Source organism: Sulfitobacter aestuariivivens (assembly GCF_014763045.1).
GTDB lineage: Bacteria > Pseudomonadota > Alphaproteobacteria > Rhodobacterales > Rhodobacteraceae > Sulfitobacter > Sulfitobacter aestuariivivens.
Map to the genome: position 1 here is coordinate 1,659,530 of NZ_JACTAG010000001.1, position 23,023 is coordinate 1,682,552.

Below are 23,023 nucleotides of genomic sequence, written 5' to 3' on the forward strand. Positions count from 1 at the left end.
CGGTCAATCTCTGCCATTGGCTCGCATATGGCCGATGGCAGCAATGTCCCCCGACCTGCCTTCCTCTTAAACAGGTTCTTGCGTGTACTTCTTCAGCTCTGCGCGCGCGACCTGACGGCGGTGTACGGCGTCCGGTCCATCGGCAAGGCGCAATGTACGGACATGGGTCCACGCGATGGCCAACGGCGTATCCTGAGAGATGCCTTCGCCCCCGTGCATCTGCACGGCTTCATCGATGACTTTCAGCGCCACGCGCGGCGCAATGACCTTGATCTGGCTGATCCACGGGGCAGCGGCGCGTTTGTCGCCCTGATCCATGTACCAGGCGGCCTTCAGGCACAAAAGCCGCGCCATTTCGATCTCCATCCGGCATTCTGCGATGATGTCATAGTTGGCGCCCAACTTGGCAAGGGGCTTGCCAAAGGCTTCGCGCTGCAAGGATCTGCGGCACATCAGCTCCAGCGCACTTTCCGCCTGTCCGATGGCGCGCATGCAATGGTGGATACGGCCCGGCCCAAGGCGGCCTTGTGCGATCTCAAAGCCGCGCCCTTCGCCCAGCAGCAGGTTTTCGGCCGGCACGCGCACATCCGTGAAACGGATATGCATGTGCCCGTGGGGCGCGTCGTCATGGCCGTAGACCTGCATGGGACGCAGGATGTCGATGCCGGGTGTCTCAGCATCGACGATGATCATCGACTGGCGACGATGCTTGGGGTCCTCTTCGGTGCCGGTGCGCACCATTACGACATAAACCTTGCAGCGCGGATCACCCGCACCCGATGCCCACCATTTTTCCCCGTTCAGCACATAGTCATCGCCATCGCGCACACAGCTAAGTTTGACATTCGTGGCGTCTGACGACGCGACATCAGGCTCTGTCATCAGATAGGCGGATCTGATTTCACCGTTGAGCAGCGGCTTGAGCCACCTCTCTTTCATCGCCTCGGACCCGTAGCGTTCGAACACCTCCATGTTGCCCGTATCCGGTGCCGAGCAGTTGAAGGTTTCGGCTCCAAGAGGCGTCTTGCCCATCTCTTCGGCAAAGTACGCGTATTCAACCGTGGTCAGCCCGAACCCCTTTTCACTGTCCGTCAGCCAGAAGTTCCACAGCCCTGCATCCTTGGCCTTTTGCTTGAGCCCTTCGAGGATTTCGGTTTGCCGCGCGGTAAACTCCCAGCGATCGCCTGTGCCGATTTCAGTCTGGTATTCCTCTTCCATCGGCATGATTTCGTCGCGGATCATGGTCGCGACACGGTCCAGCAGCTCTTGATATTCGGGGCGCATGGAAAAATTCATGGGATGTTCCTTTGGCGTGACGTGACGGTGGGGTTTCGCTTGGGCGGCAGAGTTGCTTAGATTGCCTGGGCTGTCCATGGCGGAGTGGCCCTGACCAAAGGAGACGTTACGTGCACCAGTATGATCGCGCCGAATTGGAAGGGTATCTGCAGGCCCATGTCGACGGATTTGGCCGCCTGGATGCGATCGACAAGTTCTCTGACGGGCAGTCGAATCCCACTTACAAGCTGACGTCCGGGGCCAAGCAATTTGTGTTGCGTGCCAAGCCGCCGGGCAAGTTGCTGAAGTCTGCCCATGCCGTTGACCGTGAATTCCGCGTGATGCAAGGGCTGGCGAAAACGAATGTGGCAGTGCCGAAAATGCTGCATTTGTCCGACGACGACAGCCCGATGGGCACACAGTTCTTTGTGATGGAAATGGTCAAGGGTCGCATATTTTGGGATCCGGCCCTGCCCGATCTCGACAATAACGCACGCGGGCGCGTTTACGACGCCATGAACAACACGCTGGCCGCCCTGCACTCAGTCGATCCAGAGGCCGTGGGTCTGGGAGATTATGGCAAGCCCGGCAATTACTTCGAACGGCAGGTGGGGCGCTGGTCAGGACAATACCGGGCTGCCGAAACCGATAAGCTTGAGGATGCCGATTGGGTCATGGACTGGCTTGAGGCCAATATGGTGCCTGACGATGGTGCATCTTCAATCGTGCATGGAGATTACCGTATCGACAACATGATCTTTGCCCCAAACCGCGAAGTTGTCGCGGCGGTGCTGGATTGGGAGCTGTCGACCTTGGGCCACCCGCTTGCCGATCTGGCCTATCAGTGCATGCATTGGCGGTTGCCCAATTCGGGGCATTTCCGCGGATTGGCGGGCGTGGACCGCGCCGGGATCGGCCTGCCAACCGAAGATGAGTACGTCGATCTTTACTGCGAACGCAGAGGCATCAAACGGCCCGCCAACTGGACGTTCTATCTGGTATTTTCCTACTTCCGCCTGTTGGCCATCCTGCAGGGAGTTCTGAAACGCGGGCTGGACGGCAATGCCTCAAATCCACGCGATTCAGAGATGATGCGTCATGTTATCGCGCTGATGGCGGGCGAGGCGCGGCGGCTGGCCAATGACTGATGGCGTGATCGAATATTTCTACTCGGCCCACTCGGCCTATGCCTATCTGGGCGCATGGGAACTACAGCGCATCGCTGATGATGCGGGCTGGCGGATTGATCATCGCCCCATTGATCTGAACCCGGTCATTGATGCCACCAGCGGCGATGCCTTCGGGTCCAGAAGCCCCGCGCATGAAGACTACTTTTTTGGCCGCGACATGTTTCGGTGGGCCGAAGTGCGCGACCTGCCGATGATCCGGCACCGGCCCACGTACCACGACAATGCACTGGCGCTGCCCAACGGCATGATTATCGCCGCCGGACCAGACGCCGATGCGCTGTCGCGGACTATCCTGCAGATACACTGGCGCGATGACGCGAATATCGCGGATGAACCGACCTTGCGCCGTGCAGCAGATAGTCTGGGTCTCGACGGTGCCGCACTGATCGAGGCTGCCCAAAGCGACCCAGTGCAAGCCCAGCACACGACAAACACGCGCGAGGCAATCCAGCGGTCGGTCTTTGGGTCGCCCACATATTTTGTGCGGGGCGACATGTTTTACGGGCAGGATCGGTTGGATTTGGTGGCCCGCGCCATTGCAAAACCGTTCGCTCCATAAGCCCAGCGGTCGAAAAAGCTGGTCAATCGATGCATCAGAATCTACCCCTTTGGAACAGCAGTATGCTGGTGGTCCGAAGGGGGAGACATGGACAATCAATCATATGACGTTGTGATTGTAGGCGGGGCGATCTACGGATCTTCGCTGGCCTGGTGGCTGACCCAGATGACCGGCTTTGACGGCAAGGTTCTGGTGGTGGAGCGTGACCCGACCTACGAATTCGCCTCTACCAGCCACACTAATTCGTGCATCCGCCAGCAATTCTCGAATGCCACGAACATCCGCATTTCTCAGTTCGGGGCCGAGTTCATCAAGAATTTTCGCGCCTTCATGGGGGGTGACCCCGAGGTGCCCCATCTCGTGTTGCAAAGTTATGGTTATCTCTATCTTGCAGACACACCCGAATTTGCCGCCACATTGAAAGAAAGTCAGCAGATACAGGCATCTCTTGGCGCACACACCAGGCACATGACGCGCGAGGACATCGCGGCGGCATACCCGTTTTACATGCTGGATGACATCATCGCGGCCAATCATAACCTGGTCGACGAAGGATACTTTGACGGTGGCACAATGTTTGACTGGTTCAAGCGCATGGCCAAGCGCAACGGCGTGACCTACATCCACGACGAAGTGGTTGGGATGACGCTGAACGCCGCAAAGGCCAACGTCGATAGCGTCACCCTGAAATCCGGCGCAACCATATCTTGCGGCACCGTGGTGAACTGCTCTGGCCCACGCGCCAACGATACGGCACAGATGGCGGGCATCGACCTGCCCGTCCGACCCCGCAAGCGCTATACGTTCATCTTTGATGCGGCCCACCCGCTGAACCGCGACCTGCCGTTGACGATTGATCCCTCGGGCGTGCACATGCGCTCGGAAGGGAAATATTATCTCGCCGGGTGCCCCCCGGATGACGACCCCGACGTGGCCCCCGACGATTTCGAGTTTGATCATTCGATCTGGCTCGAAAAGGTCTGGCCCGCGATCGCCACCCGTGTGCCTGCGTTCGAACAAGTCAAGGTGATCAATCAATGGGTGGGTCACTATGCCTTCAACAGCCTCGATCAGAACGCCATTCTGGGGCGCCACACGAGGGTCGAAAATTTCGTCATGCTCAACGGTTTCTCAGGCCACGGCCTGCAACAATCCCCGGCCATGGGGCGCGGCATTGCCGAACTGATCGCCTATGGTGCTTACCGGTCGCTTGACCTTTCACCTTTCGGATACGAGCGTATCGAAACAGGGCAGAAATTCGTGGAAAGGGCCATCATATGAGACTTCGCGAAAATGCCTTTCTCAAGGCGATCCGTGCGGGTCGTCAGCAGGTGGGCCTGTGGGTCAGTCTCAGCAATGCCTATGCCGCCGAAGCTGTGGCACCCGCCGGGTATGACTGGGCCCTGTTGGACATGGAACACTGCCCAAACGAGTTGACCTCGTTGCTGGGCCAGTTGCAGGCTTTTGAGCCGACCCCGACCACCCCCATCGTGCGCCCCGACTGGAACGATGCCGTCAAAGTCAAACGCCTGCTTGATATGGGCGTGCCGGGGCTGCTTTTTCCCATGGTCGAAAGCATCGCAGAGGCCGAAGCCGCTGTAGCGGCCTGTCGCTACCCGCCGCGGGGCAACCGCGGCGTGGCGGGCACCATGCGGGCCAATCGGTTTGGCCGGGTCACAGACTATTTCACCGAAGTCGAAAACCAGACCGCGATCCTGATCCAGCTCGAAACCGTGCAGGCCGTCGAAAACGCAACAGCCTTTGCGGAGATCGACGGCATCGACGGCATCTTCTTCGGCCCCGCTGACATCGGCGCGGACATGGGGATCCTGGGACAGCCAATGCACCCCGACATCTGGGCTTTCATCCGCCCCGCCGCACGCAAGCTGATGGATCGGCGCATGCCTGTGGGCACGCTGGTTTCTGATCCGGCTTTTGCAACAGAACTGCTGAACGACGGGTTCAGCTTTGTCGCCTGCGGATCGGACGCGGGGCTTCTGGCCAAGGCGGCCGACACCCTGCTCAAAACCGTCAAAGACAATCTAACCTGAGGAAAAGCCCCATGAAACTGAAGAAACTTGTCCTGACCGGTGCCGCTGGCCGCCTTGGGTCCTACTTGCGTGAACCACTCAGCCAGATGGCAGATGAACTGGTCAGCACCGATATCGCCGACGACATCGGCACGCTTTATGCGGGCGAAAGCTACGTGCAGGCGGATCTGGCCAAATACGACGAAATATTTCCGATCCTCGAAGGCGCCGACATGGTGATCCACTTTGGGGCTATTGTCGATGAAAAGCCGTTTGAAGAGCTTTTGGGCCCCAACTTCATCGGCTCTTACAACATCTGGGAAGCCGGCTATCAGCAGGGCGTGCGCCGGGTGGTCTATGCGTCATCCATTCATGCGGTCGGCATGCACAAGAAACGCGATTTCATCGGCATCGACGCCCCCCACCGCCCCGATACGTTCTACGGGCTGGCCAAATGTTTCACCGAAGACCTCGGCTCCATGTACTGGGACAAGCGCCAGATGGAGAGCGTGCACTTGCGCATCCTTTCCGCAGCGCAAGTCAACAACGCGCGCGCGCTGGGGTCCTGGCTCAGCTATGATGACCTCATCCACCTGGTCGAGCGCGCGATTGACACGCCCTCGGTGGGGTTCTCGATCATCTATGGAGTGTCAAACAACGACCGCGCCCCGGTGGACAACACGCTTGCGTCCTTCCTGGGCTACAAACCCAAGGACAATGCCGAACAATTTGCTGAAAAGGTCCTGGCCGAAACTGGTCCTGCGGATGTCACGGACCCGGCGGAAATGTTGCAGGGCGGGCCGTTTGCCAAGGTCGATCTGGGCGAATCCGGCATCGCTCAGATGACAATCGTCAACGACAAGAAAGAGACCTGAAGCGAGGGTCGGGGTCATCCCCGCCCGACAAGACGTGCCATGCCCGGCGTCCTCCAAGGCTGGTCCGGCCCAAAGGTATCCTGCAAAAAGAGGCCCCGCGCGGCGGCCCCTCTTCATCTTTCAATTTAAACTCAGTGAAACCCCGACACTGCGCGGCGCATTCGCCTGAGGACGCATAGGACTGGTCCTGGTCTTGCTTACACTCAAAGACTGTCGCGAATTTCCCAAAGTTCGGGGAAGAACCGGTGCTGGGTCACATGCTGCAACCACCCGACCCCTGCTGACCCTCCCGTACCGGGTTTATAGCCGATGATCTTGTGGACGGACGTGAAATGCCGCCAACGGTAAAACGACATCTTCTCATCAATCGCAATAAGCTGTTCAGCCAACAGATAAAGCGGGTTATCCGGCGCTGGATTCTGATACACCTCCGCCCATGCAGACGCGACAGAGGCGTTCGACTGATATGTCTCCGCCCAGTCCCGGTTGAGTGCTGCGTTGTCTACCTTGTGCCCCGCGTTGTGGATCACGCTGATTGCTGCATCATATAGACTGGGGCTTTCCAGCGCCTCCTTCATCGCGGGCCAGACGTGCCGCACGTTCTTGTGCGCCGTGGCCAGCCGTTTGCTCTTGTTCCCCAAGATAAATTCCACGTGCCGATACATGAAACTCAGCTGTCCTGATGCGGTCGACAGGTGGTCCCGGAATTCGTTGAAGCCCTCGGTCGTGATCGTGTTGAGGATATTCCACGTATCTGCCAGATGATCGACATAGGCGCCAGCACGGTTCAAAATCACCAATGCATTGGTCACCGCGCCCTCACGCAACTGCGCCCTGGCGTTGAAAAGCTCAAAATGCAAACCGCGAAACAGCAATTCCTTCACCTGCCCCATGACAAAGAACGACATCTCGTCATAGCCATCCGACCGGGGATGTTGCAGCGACAACAACAAGTCAATGCTCTGGTAATCTATGTAGGGGTTGGTCTTGCCTTGGAATTCCACCATCGGCTCGCCGCCGGTCTGTTCTGCCATCTCGGCGCGGGTGGCATCGGTGGTCATCCCCATCGGGCGCGGATGCACTGATGCCTCAACCTGAGAGGCATCGATCAAATTGGGAAAAACAGGCTTGTAACTGGGCATCAGTGCTCCTTTGGTCGCGCCAGCCGGGCCAGCCAGCCGCCCAGCGCGCTGTCGCTGGCGATGTCATGCACGATATCGAAATGATTGCGCCCGGCAACCTCGCGCGTGTCAGTCGCGCATCCCGCCTGCTGCAAGAGCTCTGCGAAATGCAGACTTTGGCGCTTGAATTCGTCGGTTTCATTGTCGCCCCAGGCAACGACACTGGGCGGAAAGCCCGAAAGGTCGCACAGCGCCGGGCTGAGAGCGGCGGCGGATTTGTCGTCCATACCAATGGCATCATTGATGTACGTCCCAACTAAGGGGCGCAGATCGTAGATGCCAGACAGTAACATCAACCCCGCCGGTCGCTCAGACGCCCCTAGTCTCAGCGTTGCCATCGCTGCCAGATGTGCGCCTGCAGAGCTGCCAGAGATCACGACCCGGGTGGGATCAAGTCCATAGGCATCTGATTGCATGATCAAAAATCTGATCGCAGAGATAACTTCATCGACAATCTCACCAAGTGCCGCGCCAGGGGCCAGCGTATAATCCACTGCAGAAAACGCGATGCCCTGCGCCAAAGTCCCGGGCGCCGCAAAGAAGCTCTCTTTCTTGGAAAGCGCCTGCCAATAGCCGCCGTGGACAAACACGTGCAGCGGGTGTGGCCCGGCCCCCTGGGGCACGACAAGATCAAGGGTCTGTGTTTCGGCTTGCCCGTAGTGCAGTGTTTGCAGATCAGGGCAGGTCGCATAGGCGGCACGACTTTGTTCCGCATAGGATGCAATGAAGCGGCCCAGATCGCCACCGACCATCGTGCTGGGTGAATAGGCGTCTTCCCGTTCAGCCGCCGTCATCTCGCGCCAACGGGGTTGCGTGTCGGCATCCAAGTGGATCGCCTTATGTTACGGCCGAACGGGTCTGGAAACGTTCCTCTTTCCAAGTTTCATTCTTCAGAATGTCCGACAGAATATCCACGGCACCGCGAATATCGTCCTCATCAAGGAAAAGAGGCGTGATCCCAAACCGCATGATGTCGGGCGCGCGGAAGTCGCCAATGACCTTTTTCGCAATCAGCGCCTGCATGCAGGGATAGCCGTGCTCGAACCGGAACGAAACATGGCTGCCGCGCGCATTCATGTCACGCGGACCGGCAAGCGTCAGACCGGGGCAACGGGCTTCGACCTCTCCCACAAAAAGCGTCATCAGTTCAATTGAGCGGGCGCGCAATGCCTGCATGTCGACGCCGTCCCAGGCGTCCATCGCCGCCTCAAGAATTGCAAAGGACGCAATCGACGGCGTGCCGATGCGCATCCGGTCGATCTTGTTGGGCATCGGGCGATAATTGAGATCAAAATCAAAAGGTGCGGCGTGGCCGTACCAGCCGGACAGCGCGGGTTCCACATCTGCGATCAGTCGCGGTGCCACGTAGATGAACGCGGGCGCGCCGGGACCACCATTGAGGAACTTGTAAGTGCAGCCCGCAGCAAAATCCGTGTCACAGCCAGACAGGTCCACAGGGATCGCGCCCGCAGAATGGGCAAGATCCCAGACCACCAGTGCGCCATGCGCATGGGCCTTGTCGATGATGGCCTTCATGTCGTGCTTGCGGCCAGTGCGATAGTCCACCTCGGTCAGCATCACGCAGGCAACCTCGTCAGTGATCTGTTCCATCACGTCATCAGGATTGGGTGTGCGCAGATCGTATCCCGCTTCTTTGAGCTTCAGCAACCCCTCGACCATGTAAAGGTCTGTGGGGAAGTTACCATTGTCGCTCAGGATCACCTTGCGGTCTGGACGCAGAGCCAGGCAGGCGGCCACGGCCTGAAAGATCTTGATCGATAGCGTGTCGCCCACAACAATACTGTCTTCTTCGGCCCCGACCAGCGCGCCAATGCGGTCACCAAGGGTGTTGGTCTGCATGAACCAGCCTTTGGTGTTCCAGCCCTTGATCAGATCAGTGGCCCATTCATTGTGCATGAAATCGAGGATCCTGTCGGGGGCCGACTTCGGCATCGGGCCCAGCGAGTTACCATTTAGATAGATCATGCCCTCGGGGATCTGAAAGAGCGCTTTGGTCTTGGTAAAATCTGTCATCAGGTCGTTCTTAGCCTTCTTGTTTGCGCGTATCGTGCCGCCAGTGGCGCAGGCGTTTTCTTTCAAAGAAAACGGTCGGAAACTTTGAAAGTTTCCGCGCGCCCAGCCAGCGGGACGATCTGTTATCCCGTCAAGAGTTACGGCCTTAGACCGCAGCCTTCGAATGCCTGTCGGGTCGCATCCTTTTCGGCCTGAGTCAATTCCAGCATCGGAAAGCGAACGTGTCCGCCAACCTGTCCGAGCAGCTCTTGCCAGTACTTCCCGTGCGCCGTTGGTTTCCCCGCAGGCTTGGTCGACTTGATTGCCTGGCGCACCGGATCAAGACTGGTGCTGATCTGATGCGCGGTCTTGAAATCCCCCGCCAGGGCGGCTTGCGTGTACTCATGCATCCGACGATCTGTCGCCGTTTGCAATTGATAGGGTGGCGAGGAACACAGGTACAAATCCCACCCCAATTCTTCGATATTGCGCAGCCAGTCGTCCTCGAGCGAGGTTGAGACCTGTATCTTGTCGCCGACCATCTGCGTCAAACGCACATACATCTCGCGCGGGACGGAATACTTGATGGCAACGATGTTGGGCAGCTCAGCAATGCGCGCGCAGGTTTCGGGCGCCATCAGATAGCCGCTGTCGGGATGGCTCCACATGGCGATGCCGATATCCAGATTATCGCAAAGGTGTCTGTAATAATTGTGCAGAACCTCATCGCGATCATGGCAAAAGCTGAGCATCGGGGCATGCACGACGATGTAATCCGCACCGATATTCTGTGCGTGGCGGCCAAGGTCCAGTACCGTATCCACATTCTGGTCCGACGCTGACATGATCGTGGCGGCCTTGGCCCCGCATTCATCGACCGCGATCTCCATATTGCGTTTCCGCTCCTCCAGCGACATGGCCCAGAACTCGCCCTGCTTGCCCGCAATAAACAGGCCCGCAATCTCCAGGTCATCGATCCAATGGCGGATGTTGGACCGCAGCCCGGCCTCATTGAACGCGCCATCCGCCTCAAACGGGTTGAGGGCTGCGGCCCAGATGCCGCGCATGTGCTCCTTGGCATAGGCCTTGGCATCCGCCTTTTGATATTTCATGTCGCCTCCCCCGGCATTGCGTCTTGTATCGCGTCCCACAGCCTATGCGGCGTCAGCGGCATTGTCAGGTCCTCGATACCCAGCGGGCTAAGCGCATCGATTGCTGCGTTCAAAATAGCGGCGGGCGCACCAATGGTGCCCGCCTCCCCCACGCCCTTGGCACCCAACAGGTTCGTTGGGCTTGGCGTTTGCATCTTGTGGATATCAAGCGGGGGCACGTCCGCTGCGCGCGGCATGGCATAATCCATGAACGACCCGGTCAAAAGCTGACCGTCCGCGTCATAGACCACCCGTTCCATCATCGCCTCACCAAAACCTTGGGTAAAGCCGCCGATGATCTGTCCCTGCACCTGCGCATCGTTGATGATGCGCCCCGCGTCGTCGACGCAGGTCACCGCCTCGATCGTGGGTTGACCGGTCTCGGCACATATCGACAGCATGACCAGATAGGCACCATAGCCCCACGCCTGCCCCTTGTTGCAATAAACCACTTCGGCGGTCAGCGGCAGGTCTGCTCCTGCTGCCCTCGCTGCCGCTGCCTGTTGGCAGGCGTCCAGCACTGCCGATCCGCCAATGGCAGTTGCCCGGCTGGCCAGCGCCCCGATACCTGCCGGGGTCAACCCGGTGTCTCCCATCACCACCTCAATGGCATCAGCGGGCAATTCGAGGGCGCCAGACGCGATCTTGGCATAGGTCGTCTCGCGGCCATGCCCCTGCGATGAGCTACCACTGGCGATCACAGCATTGCCGTCTGACAGCGTGACCCGCGCACTTTCCCAGCCTTCCCCCGATGGCTCCAGATAAAAAGCAACGCCCAGCCCTACGAGCGCGCCCTGTGCCCGCCGCGCATCGCGCTGGCGGATCAGATCGGCATAGCCCGCCTGTTGCATCATCATGCACAGCGCGCCCGAATAATCACCTGAATCCAGCAGATTACCCGTCGGTGTCTGCCGCGGTAAGGCCTCCGCAGACAGCAGGTTCTGCAGCCGCAGTCGCACGGGGTCGACATTCAGTGCACGGGCGGCCTTGTCCACCAGACGTTCCATCAGGCAATTCGCCTCCGGTCGCCCCGCCCCGCGATAGATCCCGGTGATCCCGCCGGACGCTCGCACCGCGCGGGTTTCAATATCGACCGCCCCGACCGCATAGCCTGACGGCAACATACGGCCCGCATTCCACGCCGGGATAAGCCCGCTGTTGGGCACCCAAGGGCCTATCGGGGCAACAATTCTGGCCCGCAGGCCAAGAAATTCGCCCGCCGCATCAACTGCCAGCGCCCCCTCGCTTTGGATGCCCCGTCCTTGCGTGGCCGACAGAAATTCTTCTGACCGGCTTGCCGTCCAGACAAGCGTCTGGCGCAGTTGCAAGGCCGCCCAGACCACAAAGACCTCTTCAGGATAGATCGAGCCCTTCATGCCAAAGGCCCCACCCACATGCTGCGCAATCACCCGGATGCGGCGGGCGTCGACATTGAGGATCGCTGCCAGTTCAGAGCGGCTGCGATGGGGCGTTTGGGTCGACTGCCAGACCGTGAGACTGTCGGTCGCCGGGTCAAAGGCGGCGCAGACCGCGCGCGGCTCCATCGGCGACGGGGCCAGCCGGGGGTGCGTAATTGTTGTTTCGACCACCAACGCCGCTGCGGTAAAGGCAGCATCGATATCACCATCCGACCAGCTTTGGGCCGCGATCTCCTCATCCGGCACCGCAAGTTCGTCGATCTCGACGATGACCTGCTCGACCGCATCCGCCGCCGCCATCGCAGTCCGGGCAACGACGGCGGCAATGGGTTGGCCCACCGCCCCCACATCCGGACCGGCAAGCACCGGATAGCGTGGCAACGCCCCGGCCGGGATCACCTGATTGACCGACAACTCGCCCAGATGCGCAACGTCATCAGCCCTATAGACCCCCAGCACATCCGGCGCGGCAGCGGCCAAAGACGTATCAAGCTCCACAATCTTCCCCGCCCCAACGGGGTTGCGCACAAAAGCCACATGCAAGGCGCCCCGTGGGGCAACATCGGCAGCATAGCGGCCCTGCCCTTTGAGAAATGTCGGGCTTTCGCGGTTCGGGGTATTGGACAACATGACGCTCCGACAAAGATGGATTGTGCTATTCGATCAAATCCCCGCGCAGAAGCCAAATTCAAAGTTGCAGAGTGTGGCATGATACCGAAAGACTGCCTTCCACGGACAAGGAACATACCCATGAACATTGCGCTCATTGGCAATGGTGCCATCGCTAAATATATCGTCAACGCCCTGACCGGCACGAGGATCCGCATCACCGCGCTACTAGTGCGGCCAGAACGCGCGGCCGCATGGGATGGCACCGGACCCCGCCTGATATCGACCACGGCTGAACTGCCCGAGGACACGCAACTGGTGGTCGATTGTGCAGGTCACAGCGCCCTACGCGCATTTGGGCCTGCGATTCTGTCAGGTGGTCGCGACCTGATCACCGTGTCCATAGGCGCGCTGGCGGATGCGATGCTCTTGGCTGAACTGACCGCCGCAGGACAGGCCGGTGGCGCGCGGCTGCATCTGGCCAGCGGTGCGATTGGCGGCCTCGACGTGCTGCGCGCCGCGCGTGCAGGCCAACTGCGGCACGTGCACTACACGGGCCGCAAACCACCCAAAGGTTGGGCGGGCTCCCCTGCCGAAAAGGTGCTGGACCTTCCCGCCCTGAAGAGTGGCAGCGCGGTGCACTTTGAAGGCACAGCGCGCCAAGCAGCACTGGCTTACCCCAAGAACGCTAACGTCGCCGCTGCTGTCGCTCTTGCAGGTCTGGGTCTGGATGATACCCGCGTCACCCTGATTGCCGACGCCGACGCAACCGGAAACACCCACCAGATCGAAGCTCAGGGCGACTTTGGCGAGCTCTCTCTTACTCTCACCGGCCACACTCTGCCCGACACTCCGCGCACCTCCGCCCTTGCCGCGATGAGCGTGCTCTGCGCCATCCAAGACCGCCGCGCGACAATCCATTTCTGACAAGATGGTTGACCCCTTTGCCCGCCCGGCCCAAGCTTGACCCCATTGCTGAAGGAGGGGATGCGATGTCCAGACTAGCCGCGTTCAATTTCAACAAGTGGATTGATGAACATCGTCATCTGCTCAAACCGCCTGTCGGCAATAAGAAGGTCTTTGAAGACGCCGATCTGATGGTCACCGTCGTCGGCGGCCCCAACAAGCGCACCGATTATCACGACGACCCGGTCGAGGAATTCTTCTACCAGCTTCAGGGCGACATGCTGCTCAAGATCTATGACGGAACAGAATTCTACGACGTCCCGATCCGCGAGGGCGAGGTGTTCCTGCTGCCCGCACACGTGCGCCATTCCCCCCAGCGCCCGCAGGAAGGCTCCATCGGGCTGGTAATCGAACCCAAACGCCAGACGGGGGAACTGGATGCCATCGAATGGTACTGTTTTGAGTGTCATTCGCGCGTGCACCGCGCCGAGATGCAGCTTGTCTCTATCGTCGATGACCTGCCGCCAGTGTATGACGCTTTTTACGCCTCGACCGAACAGCGCACCTGCCCGGATTGCGGCACGGTGCACCCGGGCAAAGAGCCGCCCGAGGGGTGGGTTCAGCTTTGACATATATTCACCTTCAGGTTGCACCCCGCGACGCCGACCTACGGGGCGACCGGTCGCAGGGGATATGTCATACATTAACCTTGCTGAATAAAGTGAGCCTGCTAAGGTAGTTACCGAAGGGAACCTGGGTGGGAACAGTGCCAAAGAAAGTCGCCATTATCGGCGGCGGTTGTGCCGGTGTGGCCGCCGCCTTTGAACTCACGCGCCCAGAACGGCGCGGCGAATTCGACGTGACGGTCTACCAGATGGGCTGGCGACTTGGCGGCAAAGGTGCCTCGGGCCGTGACGCTGAGACAGGCCGCATCGAAGAACACGGCCTGCACCTGTGGATGGGTTTTTACGAAAACGCCTTTCGCTTCATGCGCGATTGCTACGCTGAACTTGACCGCCCCGAGGGCCACCCCCTGCGTGACTGGAGCGACGCCTTCAAACCCGACAATCACGTCGGCGTCACAGAAAAGATCGGCGAAAACCAGTGGCTCAACTGGTCGGCCTATTTCCCGCCCGCGGCCGGATTGCCCGGTGATCCGCTGTCGGACCGCAACCCGTTTTCGGTGCAGGGCTATCTGACGCAATGCCTGCGTCTTGTGCGCACGCTGCTCCTCAGTGTGCAGGACAGGGGCCACGAGCCCCCCCTGGCCACTGACGATTCCGGTCTGGCCAAGGCGGTGACCTCTCTGATCAGCAGCCTGCTGAGCACCGCACGCTCTGACATGACGGGCACCGCAATGCGCGCGGCACGCTATGGGCAACTGGCGGTTGGTGCGCTGGTCCTTGAGGCCATCGGCGCGCTGCAGCGCATCCTTGATACCCTGCGCCCCGGCACCGACCCGCAAGGCCCGGCCTCTTTGCTGGACCGCCTGTCTGCAACAATCCGCTATCAGTTCGAACTGCTGATCGCCTCAGACGACGAAGTGCGCCGGGTCTGGGAAATCGTCGACACCGTGCTGGCGATCGTGCGTGGCGTACTGCGAGAAGGCGTGCTGTTTTCCCCGCAGGGCTTTGATCTGTTGGACAAATATGACTGGCGCGAATGGCTGTTGTCACATGGCGCGTCACCCGCGACCATCGACAGTGCATTCATCCGCGGCTCTTACGATCTGCTCTTCGCGTTCGAAGACGGCGATGTCGCGCGACCTCAGCTTGCGGCGGGTCAGGCACTACGCGGTGCGATGCGCATGTTCTTTACCTATCGTGGCGCGCTTTTCTGGAAGATGCAGGCAGGCATGGGCGATGTCGTTTTTGCCCCCGCCTATGAAGTGCTGGAAAAGCGCGGCGTGAAATTCGAATTCTTCCACCGCCTCGACCACGTGGCCCTCAGCGCCGACAAAAGCCACGTGGCACGGCTCGATATGTCCGTTCAGGCAGAGGTCAAGCGGGGTGCCGACTACAAGCCGCTTGTTCCGATCAAGGGCCTGCCGTGCTGGCCCAGCTTGCCCCTTTATGACCAACTCAAGGACGGCGCGAAGCTGAAGAAGGCAGGCTGGAACCCCGAACATGGCGCGGACGGTGACCGGGCGGTGAACCGCAAAAAGCTCAAAGTCGGCAAGGATTTCGACTTTGCCGTGCTGGCCGTGGGCTACGGCGCCGTGCCGGACCTCTGCAAGGAACTGATCGCGGTTGATCCCGCGTGGCAGCGCATGACCCAAAGCGTCAAGACCGTCGCCACACAGGCCTTCCAGGTCTGGATGGACGACACGGTCGAAGATCTGGGTTGGGGCCAGCCCCCGATCAACATATCCGGCTATGTCGAACCCTTTGATACCTGGGCCGACATGCGTCAGCTGATCGCCGTTGAAGACTGGAAAACCGACCCCAAGGCGATCGCCTATTTCTGCTCTGTCCTGCCCGATACCATGACGGGCAAAGACGCCCATGCCCACGTGCGCCAGAATGCGGTGACCTTCCTCAACCGGGATGTCGCGCACTTCTGGCCGCAGGCGGTGGATGAGAAGGGCTTTCGCTGGGACCTGCTGTCGGGGGGCAAGGGCAAAGGTGAGGCGCGCTTTGACAGCCAGTTCTGGACCGCGAACACATCGCCCACCGAACGCTACGTGCTGTCTCTGCCCGGCACGCTGGAGCACCGCGTCTCGCCGCTTTACAATCGGTTCGACAATTTCACAATTGCAGGTGACTGGACAGGATGCGGGCATCAGGCCGGCTGTGTCGAGGCCGCCGTGATGTCCGGTTTGCTGGCCGCAAGCGCGCTTTCGGGCGCACCAAACCTTGGCCATATCGTAGGGTATGATCACCCATGAAAAAACCAGCAAATACCGCTGATGCCCCTGCCCGCCTGCGACGCCCCGAACCTGAGCGAACCGAACCAAATCGCGGGATACTCGGGGTATTTGGTCAGTCTAGCTGGGGCGCACCGCCACAAGGCAGCCATCCGCTGGGCTTTGACGAAGACACAGGCACCCCGGTTGAGCCGACCGGCCATGGGTTTCTTGACGACAGCGTTCAGGAAGCCTCCGAACTGGTGGATGCGCATATCCGACAGGGCCTCAAGGAAAGTGCAGGGGCCGACGAAAGCCTTCTGGGGCGGATGGCGGCCCTCTACGGCAGCGCGCAGGCCAATGATCTGACGGCACTGGCCACGCAATTCACCCGCGTCTACGCCGACATGGCCACCCAGTGGATCGATATCGCCGGCAGCATCCGGGATCAGCTTGGTAATCTGCGCGGGGCAACGGCCAGCGCCCCGGCGGCGAGCACGGGCATCGCGTCCCCCTCAATGGTCCTCCGCGCGTCAAAGCCAGTGGAGACCCGGGTCGACATGTTTCGCGCAGCAGGCAGCCTCAGCGCGCAACCGCTGACATCCGAGGACGCCAATCAGGACCTTCGCATCACAACCGTCAGCGTCGAGAACGGACAGCTGCGCATCACAATTCCCGCCGACCAACCTGCTGGCACCTATCACGGGCTGCTTGTGGAAAAGGGCGCAGGCCCGGCCGGAACCGTCACCGTGCGGGTGTTTGAGACATCGGAGGACGGATCGTGAATATCAACAGCATCGATACTGTCACGCCCGTGCTGGACGAATATGGCGCGCTGACCCGCAAGGCCATGGCAGAATACCTGCCCAAACGCGAACCGCTGGATTATCTCTACGCCCCGCTGGCCGATTACCCCACGCGTGGTGGCAAGATGATGCGCCCGTCGCTGTGCATCGCGACCGCCTCTGCCTTTGGCACACCGCCTAAAGAGGCTGCGAAGGCCGCCGCCGCCATCGAAATGCTGCACAACGCCCTGCTGATCCATGATGATATCGAGGATGAAAGCGATGAACGGCGCGGCCAGCAGACCCTGCACAAGCTGCACGGCACGCCCATTGCGCTGAATGCGGGCGACGCACTTGCGATGATGAGCATCAAACCAATGCTCGACAAGGCCAAGGAACTGGGACCGCATCTGGCGATGCACATCCTCAGCGACTGGGAGCGCATGGCGCGCGAATCCGCCGAAGGTCAAGCGATGGAACTGGGCTGGCGCGCCAATCCGGCCAAGGTGGTGACACGCAATGATTATCTGGAAATGGTCCTGAAAAAGACCTGCTGGCTTGCCGCGATCTTTCCCTGCCGCATCGGCGCGACGCTTGGCACCTCAAACAAGGGGCTAATTGCACCCGACGCCTTTATCCGCTTTGGCTTTTTCTTCGGGGCTGCGTTTCAGATCCACGACGATGTGCTGAACCTCAAGGGCGACAAGGTTTATGGCAAGGAAAGCTGCGGCGATCTTTGGGAGGCCAAGCGTACGCTGATGCTGATTGACGTGGCCGAACGGCTGAAGGGTGACGACAAGAAACGCTATGACGCCTTCATGATGCAATCGCGCGACGACCGCTCAGAGGCTGACGTCGCTTGGCTGCTGGATGCCATGAATGAGGTCGGCGCGATTGACCGGGCCTTTCAGTACTCGCAAAGCCTTGCCAGTGCCGCGATCCACGAATTCTCGCGTGCGTTCAAAGACATACCAGATACGCGCGACACGGTTTTTATTCGCGACCTGATCACCTGGACCTTCCGGCGGGATCATTGAATTTGAGCGTCTCAGCCAAAGCAATGACGCAGGTCGCTTCGCCTCGACGCGGAGTGCAGGATCATCGCTAGGAAAGAACAGAAACGTGCCCTTGTACTGGGCGGTACCGGGCATATCGGGTCTGCGATTGCACGAAAACTGGCCACGGACGGATGGACCGTCACCGCCGCCGGGCGCAGCGCGGAGCCCCGTCCCAATCTGGAAGGCACGAAGGTCAAAATCGTCGGTGGCGATGATCATCAACCCGCTGCTGTTGCGGGCTGGATTGCCGACGCAGATCTGGTCGTTGATGCCGCAACGCCCTACCCGCTGTGGCTGCATGACCGAGACCGGGTGCGCATCGTGGCAAACGCCGTCACGCGCGCCCGACATCTGACTGCGATGACGGCCAGGTCAGGCGCGGCATTCGTGCATATCTCTTCTTTCACGACCCTACCCCGCCCCAAAGGGCCGATTGCGCAACTCTCACAGGGTATCCTTCAGGGACTGCACAGCTATTTCGACCTCAAGGCCAAGGTCGAAGCGGCGGTGCGCGGCGCGCTGCGCGATGGCCTGCGGGGATGCGTGGTCAATCCAGCGACGTGCTTTGGCCCCTATGACCTTAAGCCGATGGAACATGCCTTTATCCCGATGCTGCTGGCCGGCAAGGTTGGCGGGTTGGTGCGCCATGATCTGAACGTTGTGGACGTGCGCGATGTGGCCGCAGTGGTCAGCGCGGCCTGCGCGCAAGATTTCCCCACATCCCAGATCCCGGTATTTGGTCACACAGTCTCGCTCCCTGAGCTCGCGACCCGTATCTGCCAGCTGGGTGGGGTGAACCCGCCGCGCCTGCAGGTGCCATCCCTAATGGGATTGGCCAGTCTCTACTGGGTTGAAACAGCCTATGCTGTGGCGGGGCGGAAGTCGCCCTGGCCCAGCCTGCCGATGATGCTGGTGCGGGCCAGCTATGCTGCGGCACCCAGCGCGGCCCAGATCAGCCTGGCGGGTCATCCCCGACCACTGGCCGACACCCTGCAAGACGCGGTTGCGTGGTATCGCAAGATCAACCGCGTCTGAGCCTACGATGCCTCGTCCGCGACCTCTTTCGTCATGATCCTCTTGAGGCGTGCGCGCATTTCCTCGTGCGGCAGGCCGATCGAGCCGTTGGTCACAATAGTGCCGTCAGGTTCCGCTCGTTCAATCCCCTGCATATCCCGCATGTTGTATTCGGCGCGTTCGATATAGGTGTAAAAATGGTGGTGAAAATGTTGGTCGAAAGAGTCGTCTTTCATCAGCTTTGTCATCTTTTCACCGATTTCTCTCAGTGAAGTGACCAGTGCCGCCCAATCAGCGGATGGCACCAGCTTGTCTGCGGAACCTTGACCATTTTCCATCAATTCGTACATGGACCGACGCATGTTCTCTTCGCTGACACGGAATGCTGCGGGCAAATGCGCATCGACAAATTCTCTTACGATCTGTTCTGATGCACGCGCCAGACCATCGAAATCTTCGTCGTTTTCGATCCTCTCGATGACCGCGCGTGTGCTGTCATATGCGGCTTGCTTCTTTTCGTCGTCCAGCATCCCGAACAGACCTTCGGTCAGCGTCGTGACAAAACCGTCGATGGCCGTTCTTCCGTCGGCACCAGCCGAACTGGCGGGAACCAAGTTATCCGATGTAAGCGCTGCCGGATAGATAAGCGCCAGGATCTGGACAGCCGAGTTTAGCTCATACTTAAAGGCCGTCGCCTCGCTTTCCCGCTGGGCCATTGCGCTGAGGTACTGCCGTGTAGTCTGAGGCCAGTAAATGCCTGCGCGCTCGTGTTCCGGAAAAAGATCAAGTGCGATGCGCTTGGGCACAGATGTCGCGGGCACGCAGAAATCGGGCCGCCCAAATCGCGGCAACTTGGTGCCCTTGACCACGCCCCAGCCCCGGGACAATACCTTGTCCAGCACGGTTGCGGGGCTGAACCGTTCCATGTTTTCGGCCATGTCTTCCTGTTTGAAACCGGTTTCCTTATCCTGCATCTGGGCATTCCAGGCGGCGATATCGATGCCCTTGCCGGGATCGAGTTCGTTCAACAGTTTGGGATCACACACCACCGACACGATATCCTTGAAGTCACGCCGCTTGGCCTTGATATCCTTGGCCTGACCGGTCTGGACGCGGCCCTCAAGAAACGTCTCTTCGAGGTATTTGCGCTTTACCTCCTTGAACCGCTTTTCCATGGTGGCGCCGGTCTTGGGATTGGTGGATTCATAGGCCAGCGAAATGTGGGTGCTCCCTTTGACGGCTCTGACCATGTCAGCCACCTCGCCGCGCGGAATATTGCGCCAGCCGAAAATCTCCTCGGTGATGTCGACGCGGCTCCATTTCTTTTCGTTAATACGCTCGAACAGGGTCACACCGGCCCCGCGCCGCAGGTCGGCATTCAACGAAAACGGGCGCACGGCCTCGTACACTTTGATCAGGCGATCCGGGCCGGGATAGCTGAACTTGGGCTTCAGGCCCAAAATCTTGCTGATCGGCTGTGTCGGATAATCAGTAATGCAGACATGTAGCGGCGCGTCGATCTCTCGGAAGTCGCCGAGCTTCAGAATATGGTGCCGCCGCAGCACAAGGCCCTGATAGCAGGCATTCTGCGTTTCACTGCTATGGCGGAATTGCTTGAGCGAGAACTGATTCAATGGCAGCATGCCGCCCAGAATCTTAAGCGCAAAACCCTGCGCCGCACAGATCGCCTGCTTTTGATCCGCTGCTGCCGCGCGGGGATCGACCTGCAAGTCGGAACGGCAATCCTCTTCAATCTTCTCTTGCAGGTCGTCGGCCAGTACACCAACCCAGCGGTTGACGGCCTCATCTTCTGTCTCCTGCACCGCTGCGTGATGCGGATGGTGCGTCGAGACATCAACAATCGTGCGATCCACAGACTGCGCGCCCACGCCAAGTGCCGGCAGCACCGGCGCCTTTAGGGTCAGGATCTCGTGCTGGTCCTGCTCGCGCGTGTAGTCCCGGCTCAGCCATTCATTTTCGCTGGCGCGAATTGTGGACCCAAGGCTCGGCACGCCAAACACCTCATTGGCGGTGATCGCGGTGCCAACATCATCAACAAACGTGAACGCGTTCACGAAACCGGTCGTGACCAGCTTTTCCTTGCCGCGTTTGCGGCGCATCTTGGCGTCCTCGTCTTTCTTGCTCGCGCTGTAGTCGAGCGGATAATCTTCATCCTTGAACCACTCGTAGCATTTGACCGGGACCAGCAGGCTCAGCTCACGCGCGCGCCGCTTTGCAATCGATGTCGTCTCCGAATTCATCTGCTTGAAGTCGCTGATCACAAGATAGACAAAATCCCCCCAGGCCTCGAACCGCAGCGCGCCTTTGAAGCGCATATATTCGCCCACGAACTTTTGCAGCGTTTCCGCATCTGCCTTGAGCGGCAGCACCCTGACCGAAGCATCCGGCACAGAGAACGATCCCCCGATCGCCTCGCTTGCACCGCGCGCCGTGTTGAACGCGTTCATCGCGCGAATGTAGTCAAACCCCTGCCCATCATCGAGCTCTTTGGGTGGATCATACGCCTGGCTATCTTGCGCGGCACTCTCAGGATCAGCGCCGGTGGAACGCGGTTGCAGCTCGTCTTCGCCAAAGCTGAAGGTCTTTTCATCCTGCGCACGCTGGGCCTTGCTGGCGGCCTTGATTTTGGTCAGCGTCTCACCTTCCTGCCATTCGCCCGACCGTCCGCGCCAGATCAACGTATCGGCCAACCCATACATCATGTCCACGCGCATCCACAGCGGGGCCACAGGTGACAGGGTCGACACCGTCGTGCCATTCGCCTCGCGCGTCTCCGCGACCTCCAGACCAAGGCTTTCCACGATGGGCAGCCCGGCCAGATGATGGATGTCAATCCTGAAACCGCCGTCGATTTGGCCCAGCATCATGTTCTGCGGCCCAAGAAATCCGCCTTCTTTCAACGATGTAACTGGCATCTGCGCGGCAGTCAGGGCTTGATAACACGTGCCACTCGGATTGGCCGCATCCCGGAATTGCTTGAAGTTTATCGTGTTCGCATACATCCGCGGATAGAGCGACCACAGCGCATCCTTGATTCCTGGCAGCCATTCCTTTGTATCGCGCCACTTGCCCAGGTTTTCCGGCGACAGCTGATTGCGCAGCGTGCTCAGATCCATCAGATTCGGCAGCATTGCAGAGCCGGTGATCCGGTCGCTGGCCATGCCCAGAAAGGTTCTGGTCAGATCCGCACCCAGCCGGGTCAACCCGGCGGCGGCGTTCGACATCTGCGACAGCGGCTTGACGATCGCATCAAGGCTCGGCGGCACATCCATGAGCCCCGCCGTACGATGCTGAAAGACACTCAGCAAGGGGCGGTAGCTGTTGGTTTCCCCTGCAAAAGCCTCGCTGGCCCCTTTGGTTGAAACCTGAAATACCCGCCGCGCCCCGTGCGGATCACGCACCCATTCACTGACTGACGGATCAAGCCGCGCCAGCAACTTGGGCCAGCCGTAAACTTCGCGACCCGTGCTCATCGACAGTTCATTGTCTACAAAGATGAAAGGCGATGAGAACGCCCAATCATGAAAGTGCAGCCCGTCCTCTTCGGCATTCAGCCACCGCAGCGGCACGCCAAAGGCGACCTCGCGCTGCGAAATCCACCCCATATTGGCCGCCTCGATCGACATGCGGCCATAATCAAGGATCACCAGATAGACAAATGGCATGAAGGGCTGGAACTGAATCTTGCCCGGCGCCTGATTAAGATAATTGCGGCAGAAGTTCTCCAAAGTGGGCAGACTGGCCCGCAACGGAAAGACAGACATCGTAACATCACTAAAAGCAAAAGGTGGGGCCATCTGCAGCGAACTTGCTGCACCCCGCGCTGTGTTGAATGGAACACCTTGCATTTGGTGACCCCCCCCAAGGAATAAATTTCTTCTATTGGGAAACCTTAGGCACTGTGCCATTTTCGAACAAGCGGGAATGCCAGTTAAAGCCAATGAAACAAAGGCTCAACTGCAGGTAGTATGCCCGTAAGTAACGATTTGCGGGGTCGAAATAGACACCCCGTCAGCGGTGATACTATCAGACGCATAAGACGGAACGGCACCATCGATACTTCACTTTTTAAATTCATCTGGACCTATTCCAA

At 59.6% G+C, this 23,023-nt stretch carries 18 protein-coding genes; 11 read left to right on the top strand and 7 right to left on the bottom strand.

Annotated features, from left to right (window positions below):
* Positions 1–66 precede the first annotated feature (66 nt).
* Complete coding sequence (locus H9Q16_RS08160) at positions 67–1,296, bottom strand: acyl-CoA dehydrogenase family protein (RefSeq protein ID WP_191074816.1); 1,230 nt, start codon at positions 1,294–1,296, stop codon at positions 67–69.
* Between the two features lie 110 nt (positions 1,297–1,406).
* Here H9Q16_RS08160 and H9Q16_RS08165 point away from each other — a divergent pair, with 110 nt between their 5' ends.
* The 5 genes from H9Q16_RS08165 to H9Q16_RS08185 all read left to right on the top strand — a co-directional run bounded on the left by H9Q16_RS08165 (position 1,407) and on the right by H9Q16_RS08185 (position 5,929).
* Positions 1,407–2,423 (top strand): phosphotransferase, encoded by a 1,017-nt coding sequence (locus H9Q16_RS08165; protein ID WP_191074817.1) that lies wholly within the window; start codon positions 1,407–1,409, stop codon positions 2,421–2,423.
* Positions 2,416–3,024, top strand: coding sequence for a 2-hydroxychromene-2-carboxylate isomerase (locus H9Q16_RS08170; RefSeq protein WP_191074818.1), 609 nt, complete (start codon positions 2,416–2,418; stop codon positions 3,022–3,024). The genes H9Q16_RS08165 and H9Q16_RS08170 overlap by 8 nt, the downstream gene beginning before the upstream one ends.
* 87 nt (positions 3,025–3,111) lie before the next feature.
* Positions 3,112–4,305 (top strand): NAD(P)/FAD-dependent oxidoreductase, encoded by a 1,194-nt coding sequence (locus tag H9Q16_RS08175; protein WP_191074819.1) that lies wholly within the window; start codon positions 3,112–3,114, stop codon positions 4,303–4,305.
* Positions 4,302–5,075, top strand: coding sequence for an HpcH/HpaI aldolase family protein (locus tag H9Q16_RS08180; RefSeq protein WP_191074820.1), 774 nt, complete (start codon positions 4,302–4,304; stop codon positions 5,073–5,075). The genes H9Q16_RS08175 and H9Q16_RS08180 overlap by 4 nt, the downstream gene beginning before the upstream one ends.
* Positions 5,076–5,092: 17 nt before the next feature.
* Complete coding sequence (locus H9Q16_RS08185) at positions 5,093–5,929, top strand: NAD-dependent epimerase/dehydratase family protein (protein WP_191075209.1); 837 nt, start codon at positions 5,093–5,095, stop codon at positions 5,927–5,929.
* A gap of 203 nt (positions 5,930–6,132) precedes the next feature.
* Here H9Q16_RS08185 and H9Q16_RS08190 read toward each other — a convergent pair whose 3' ends face one another.
* The 5 genes from H9Q16_RS08190 to H9Q16_RS08210 form a co-directional block, all read right to left on the bottom strand.
* Entirely contained in the window at positions 6,133–7,071 is a 939-nt protein-coding gene (locus H9Q16_RS08190; protein ID WP_191074821.1) for a tryptophan 2,3-dioxygenase, read from the bottom strand.
* A complete protein-coding gene (locus H9Q16_RS08195; protein ID WP_216859313.1) occupies positions 7,071–7,937 on the bottom strand; it encodes an alpha/beta hydrolase in 867 nt (288 codons plus the stop codon). The genes H9Q16_RS08190 and H9Q16_RS08195 overlap by 1 nt, the downstream gene beginning before the upstream one ends.
* Before the next feature lie 10 nt (positions 7,938–7,947).
* On the bottom strand, positions 7,948–9,144 hold the full coding sequence (gene kynU / locus H9Q16_RS08200) for a kynureninase (RefSeq protein WP_191074822.1): 1,197 nt from the start codon (positions 9,142–9,144) through the stop codon (positions 7,948–7,950).
* 137 nt (positions 9,145–9,281) lie between these two features.
* Complete coding sequence (locus H9Q16_RS08205) at positions 9,282–10,235, bottom strand: dihydrodipicolinate synthase family protein (RefSeq protein ID WP_191074823.1); 954 nt, start codon at positions 10,233–10,235, stop codon at positions 9,282–9,284.
* On the bottom strand, positions 10,232–12,322 hold the full coding sequence (locus tag H9Q16_RS08210) for a xanthine dehydrogenase family protein molybdopterin-binding subunit (protein WP_191074824.1): 2,091 nt from the start codon (positions 12,320–12,322) through the stop codon (positions 10,232–10,234). Before H9Q16_RS08210 ends, H9Q16_RS08205 begins: the two co-directional genes overlap by 4 nt.
* 120 nt (positions 12,323–12,442) lie before the next feature.
* Here H9Q16_RS08210 and H9Q16_RS08215 point away from each other — a divergent pair, with 120 nt between their 5' ends.
* From H9Q16_RS08215 to H9Q16_RS08240, 6 genes are all read left to right on the top strand, one after another.
* On the top strand, positions 12,443–13,228 hold the full coding sequence (locus tag H9Q16_RS08215; RefSeq protein WP_191074825.1) for an aspartate dehydrogenase: 786 nt from the start codon (positions 12,443–12,445) through the stop codon (positions 13,226–13,228).
* 65 nt (positions 13,229–13,293) lie between these two features.
* Positions 13,294–13,836 carry a 3-hydroxyanthranilate 3,4-dioxygenase gene (locus H9Q16_RS08220; RefSeq protein ID WP_191074826.1) on the top strand — a complete coding sequence of 181 codons (543 nt, stop codon included), beginning with the start codon at positions 13,294–13,296 and terminating at the stop codon, positions 13,834–13,836.
* Positions 13,837–13,964: 128 nt separating this feature from the next.
* A complete protein-coding gene (locus tag H9Q16_RS08225) occupies positions 13,965–16,094 on the top strand; it encodes an FAD-dependent oxidoreductase (RefSeq protein WP_191074827.1) in 2,130 nt (709 codons plus the stop codon).
* Positions 16,091–16,837, top strand: coding sequence for a hypothetical protein (locus H9Q16_RS08230; RefSeq protein WP_191074828.1), 747 nt, complete (start codon positions 16,091–16,093; stop codon positions 16,835–16,837). The genes H9Q16_RS08225 and H9Q16_RS08230 overlap by 4 nt, the downstream gene beginning before the upstream one ends.
* A complete protein-coding gene (locus tag H9Q16_RS08235) occupies positions 16,834–17,874 on the top strand; it encodes a polyprenyl synthetase family protein (protein ID WP_216859314.1) in 1,041 nt (346 codons plus the stop codon). The genes H9Q16_RS08230 and H9Q16_RS08235 overlap by 4 nt, the downstream gene beginning before the upstream one ends.
* Before the next feature lie 96 nt (positions 17,875–17,970).
* A complete protein-coding gene (locus tag H9Q16_RS08240) occupies positions 17,971–18,930 on the top strand; it encodes an NAD-dependent epimerase/dehydratase family protein (RefSeq protein ID WP_216859387.1) in 960 nt (319 codons plus the stop codon).
* Positions 18,931–18,932: 2 nt separating this feature from the next.
* Here the strand turns inward: H9Q16_RS08240 and H9Q16_RS08245 are convergent, their stop codons facing one another.
* The gene (locus tag H9Q16_RS08245) at positions 18,933–22,694 is read right to left on the bottom strand and encodes an acetoacetate decarboxylase family protein (protein ID WP_191074829.1); all 3,762 of its coding nucleotides are present in this window, start codon (positions 22,692–22,694) and stop codon (positions 18,933–18,935) included.
* Positions 22,695–23,023 lie beyond the last annotated feature (329 nt).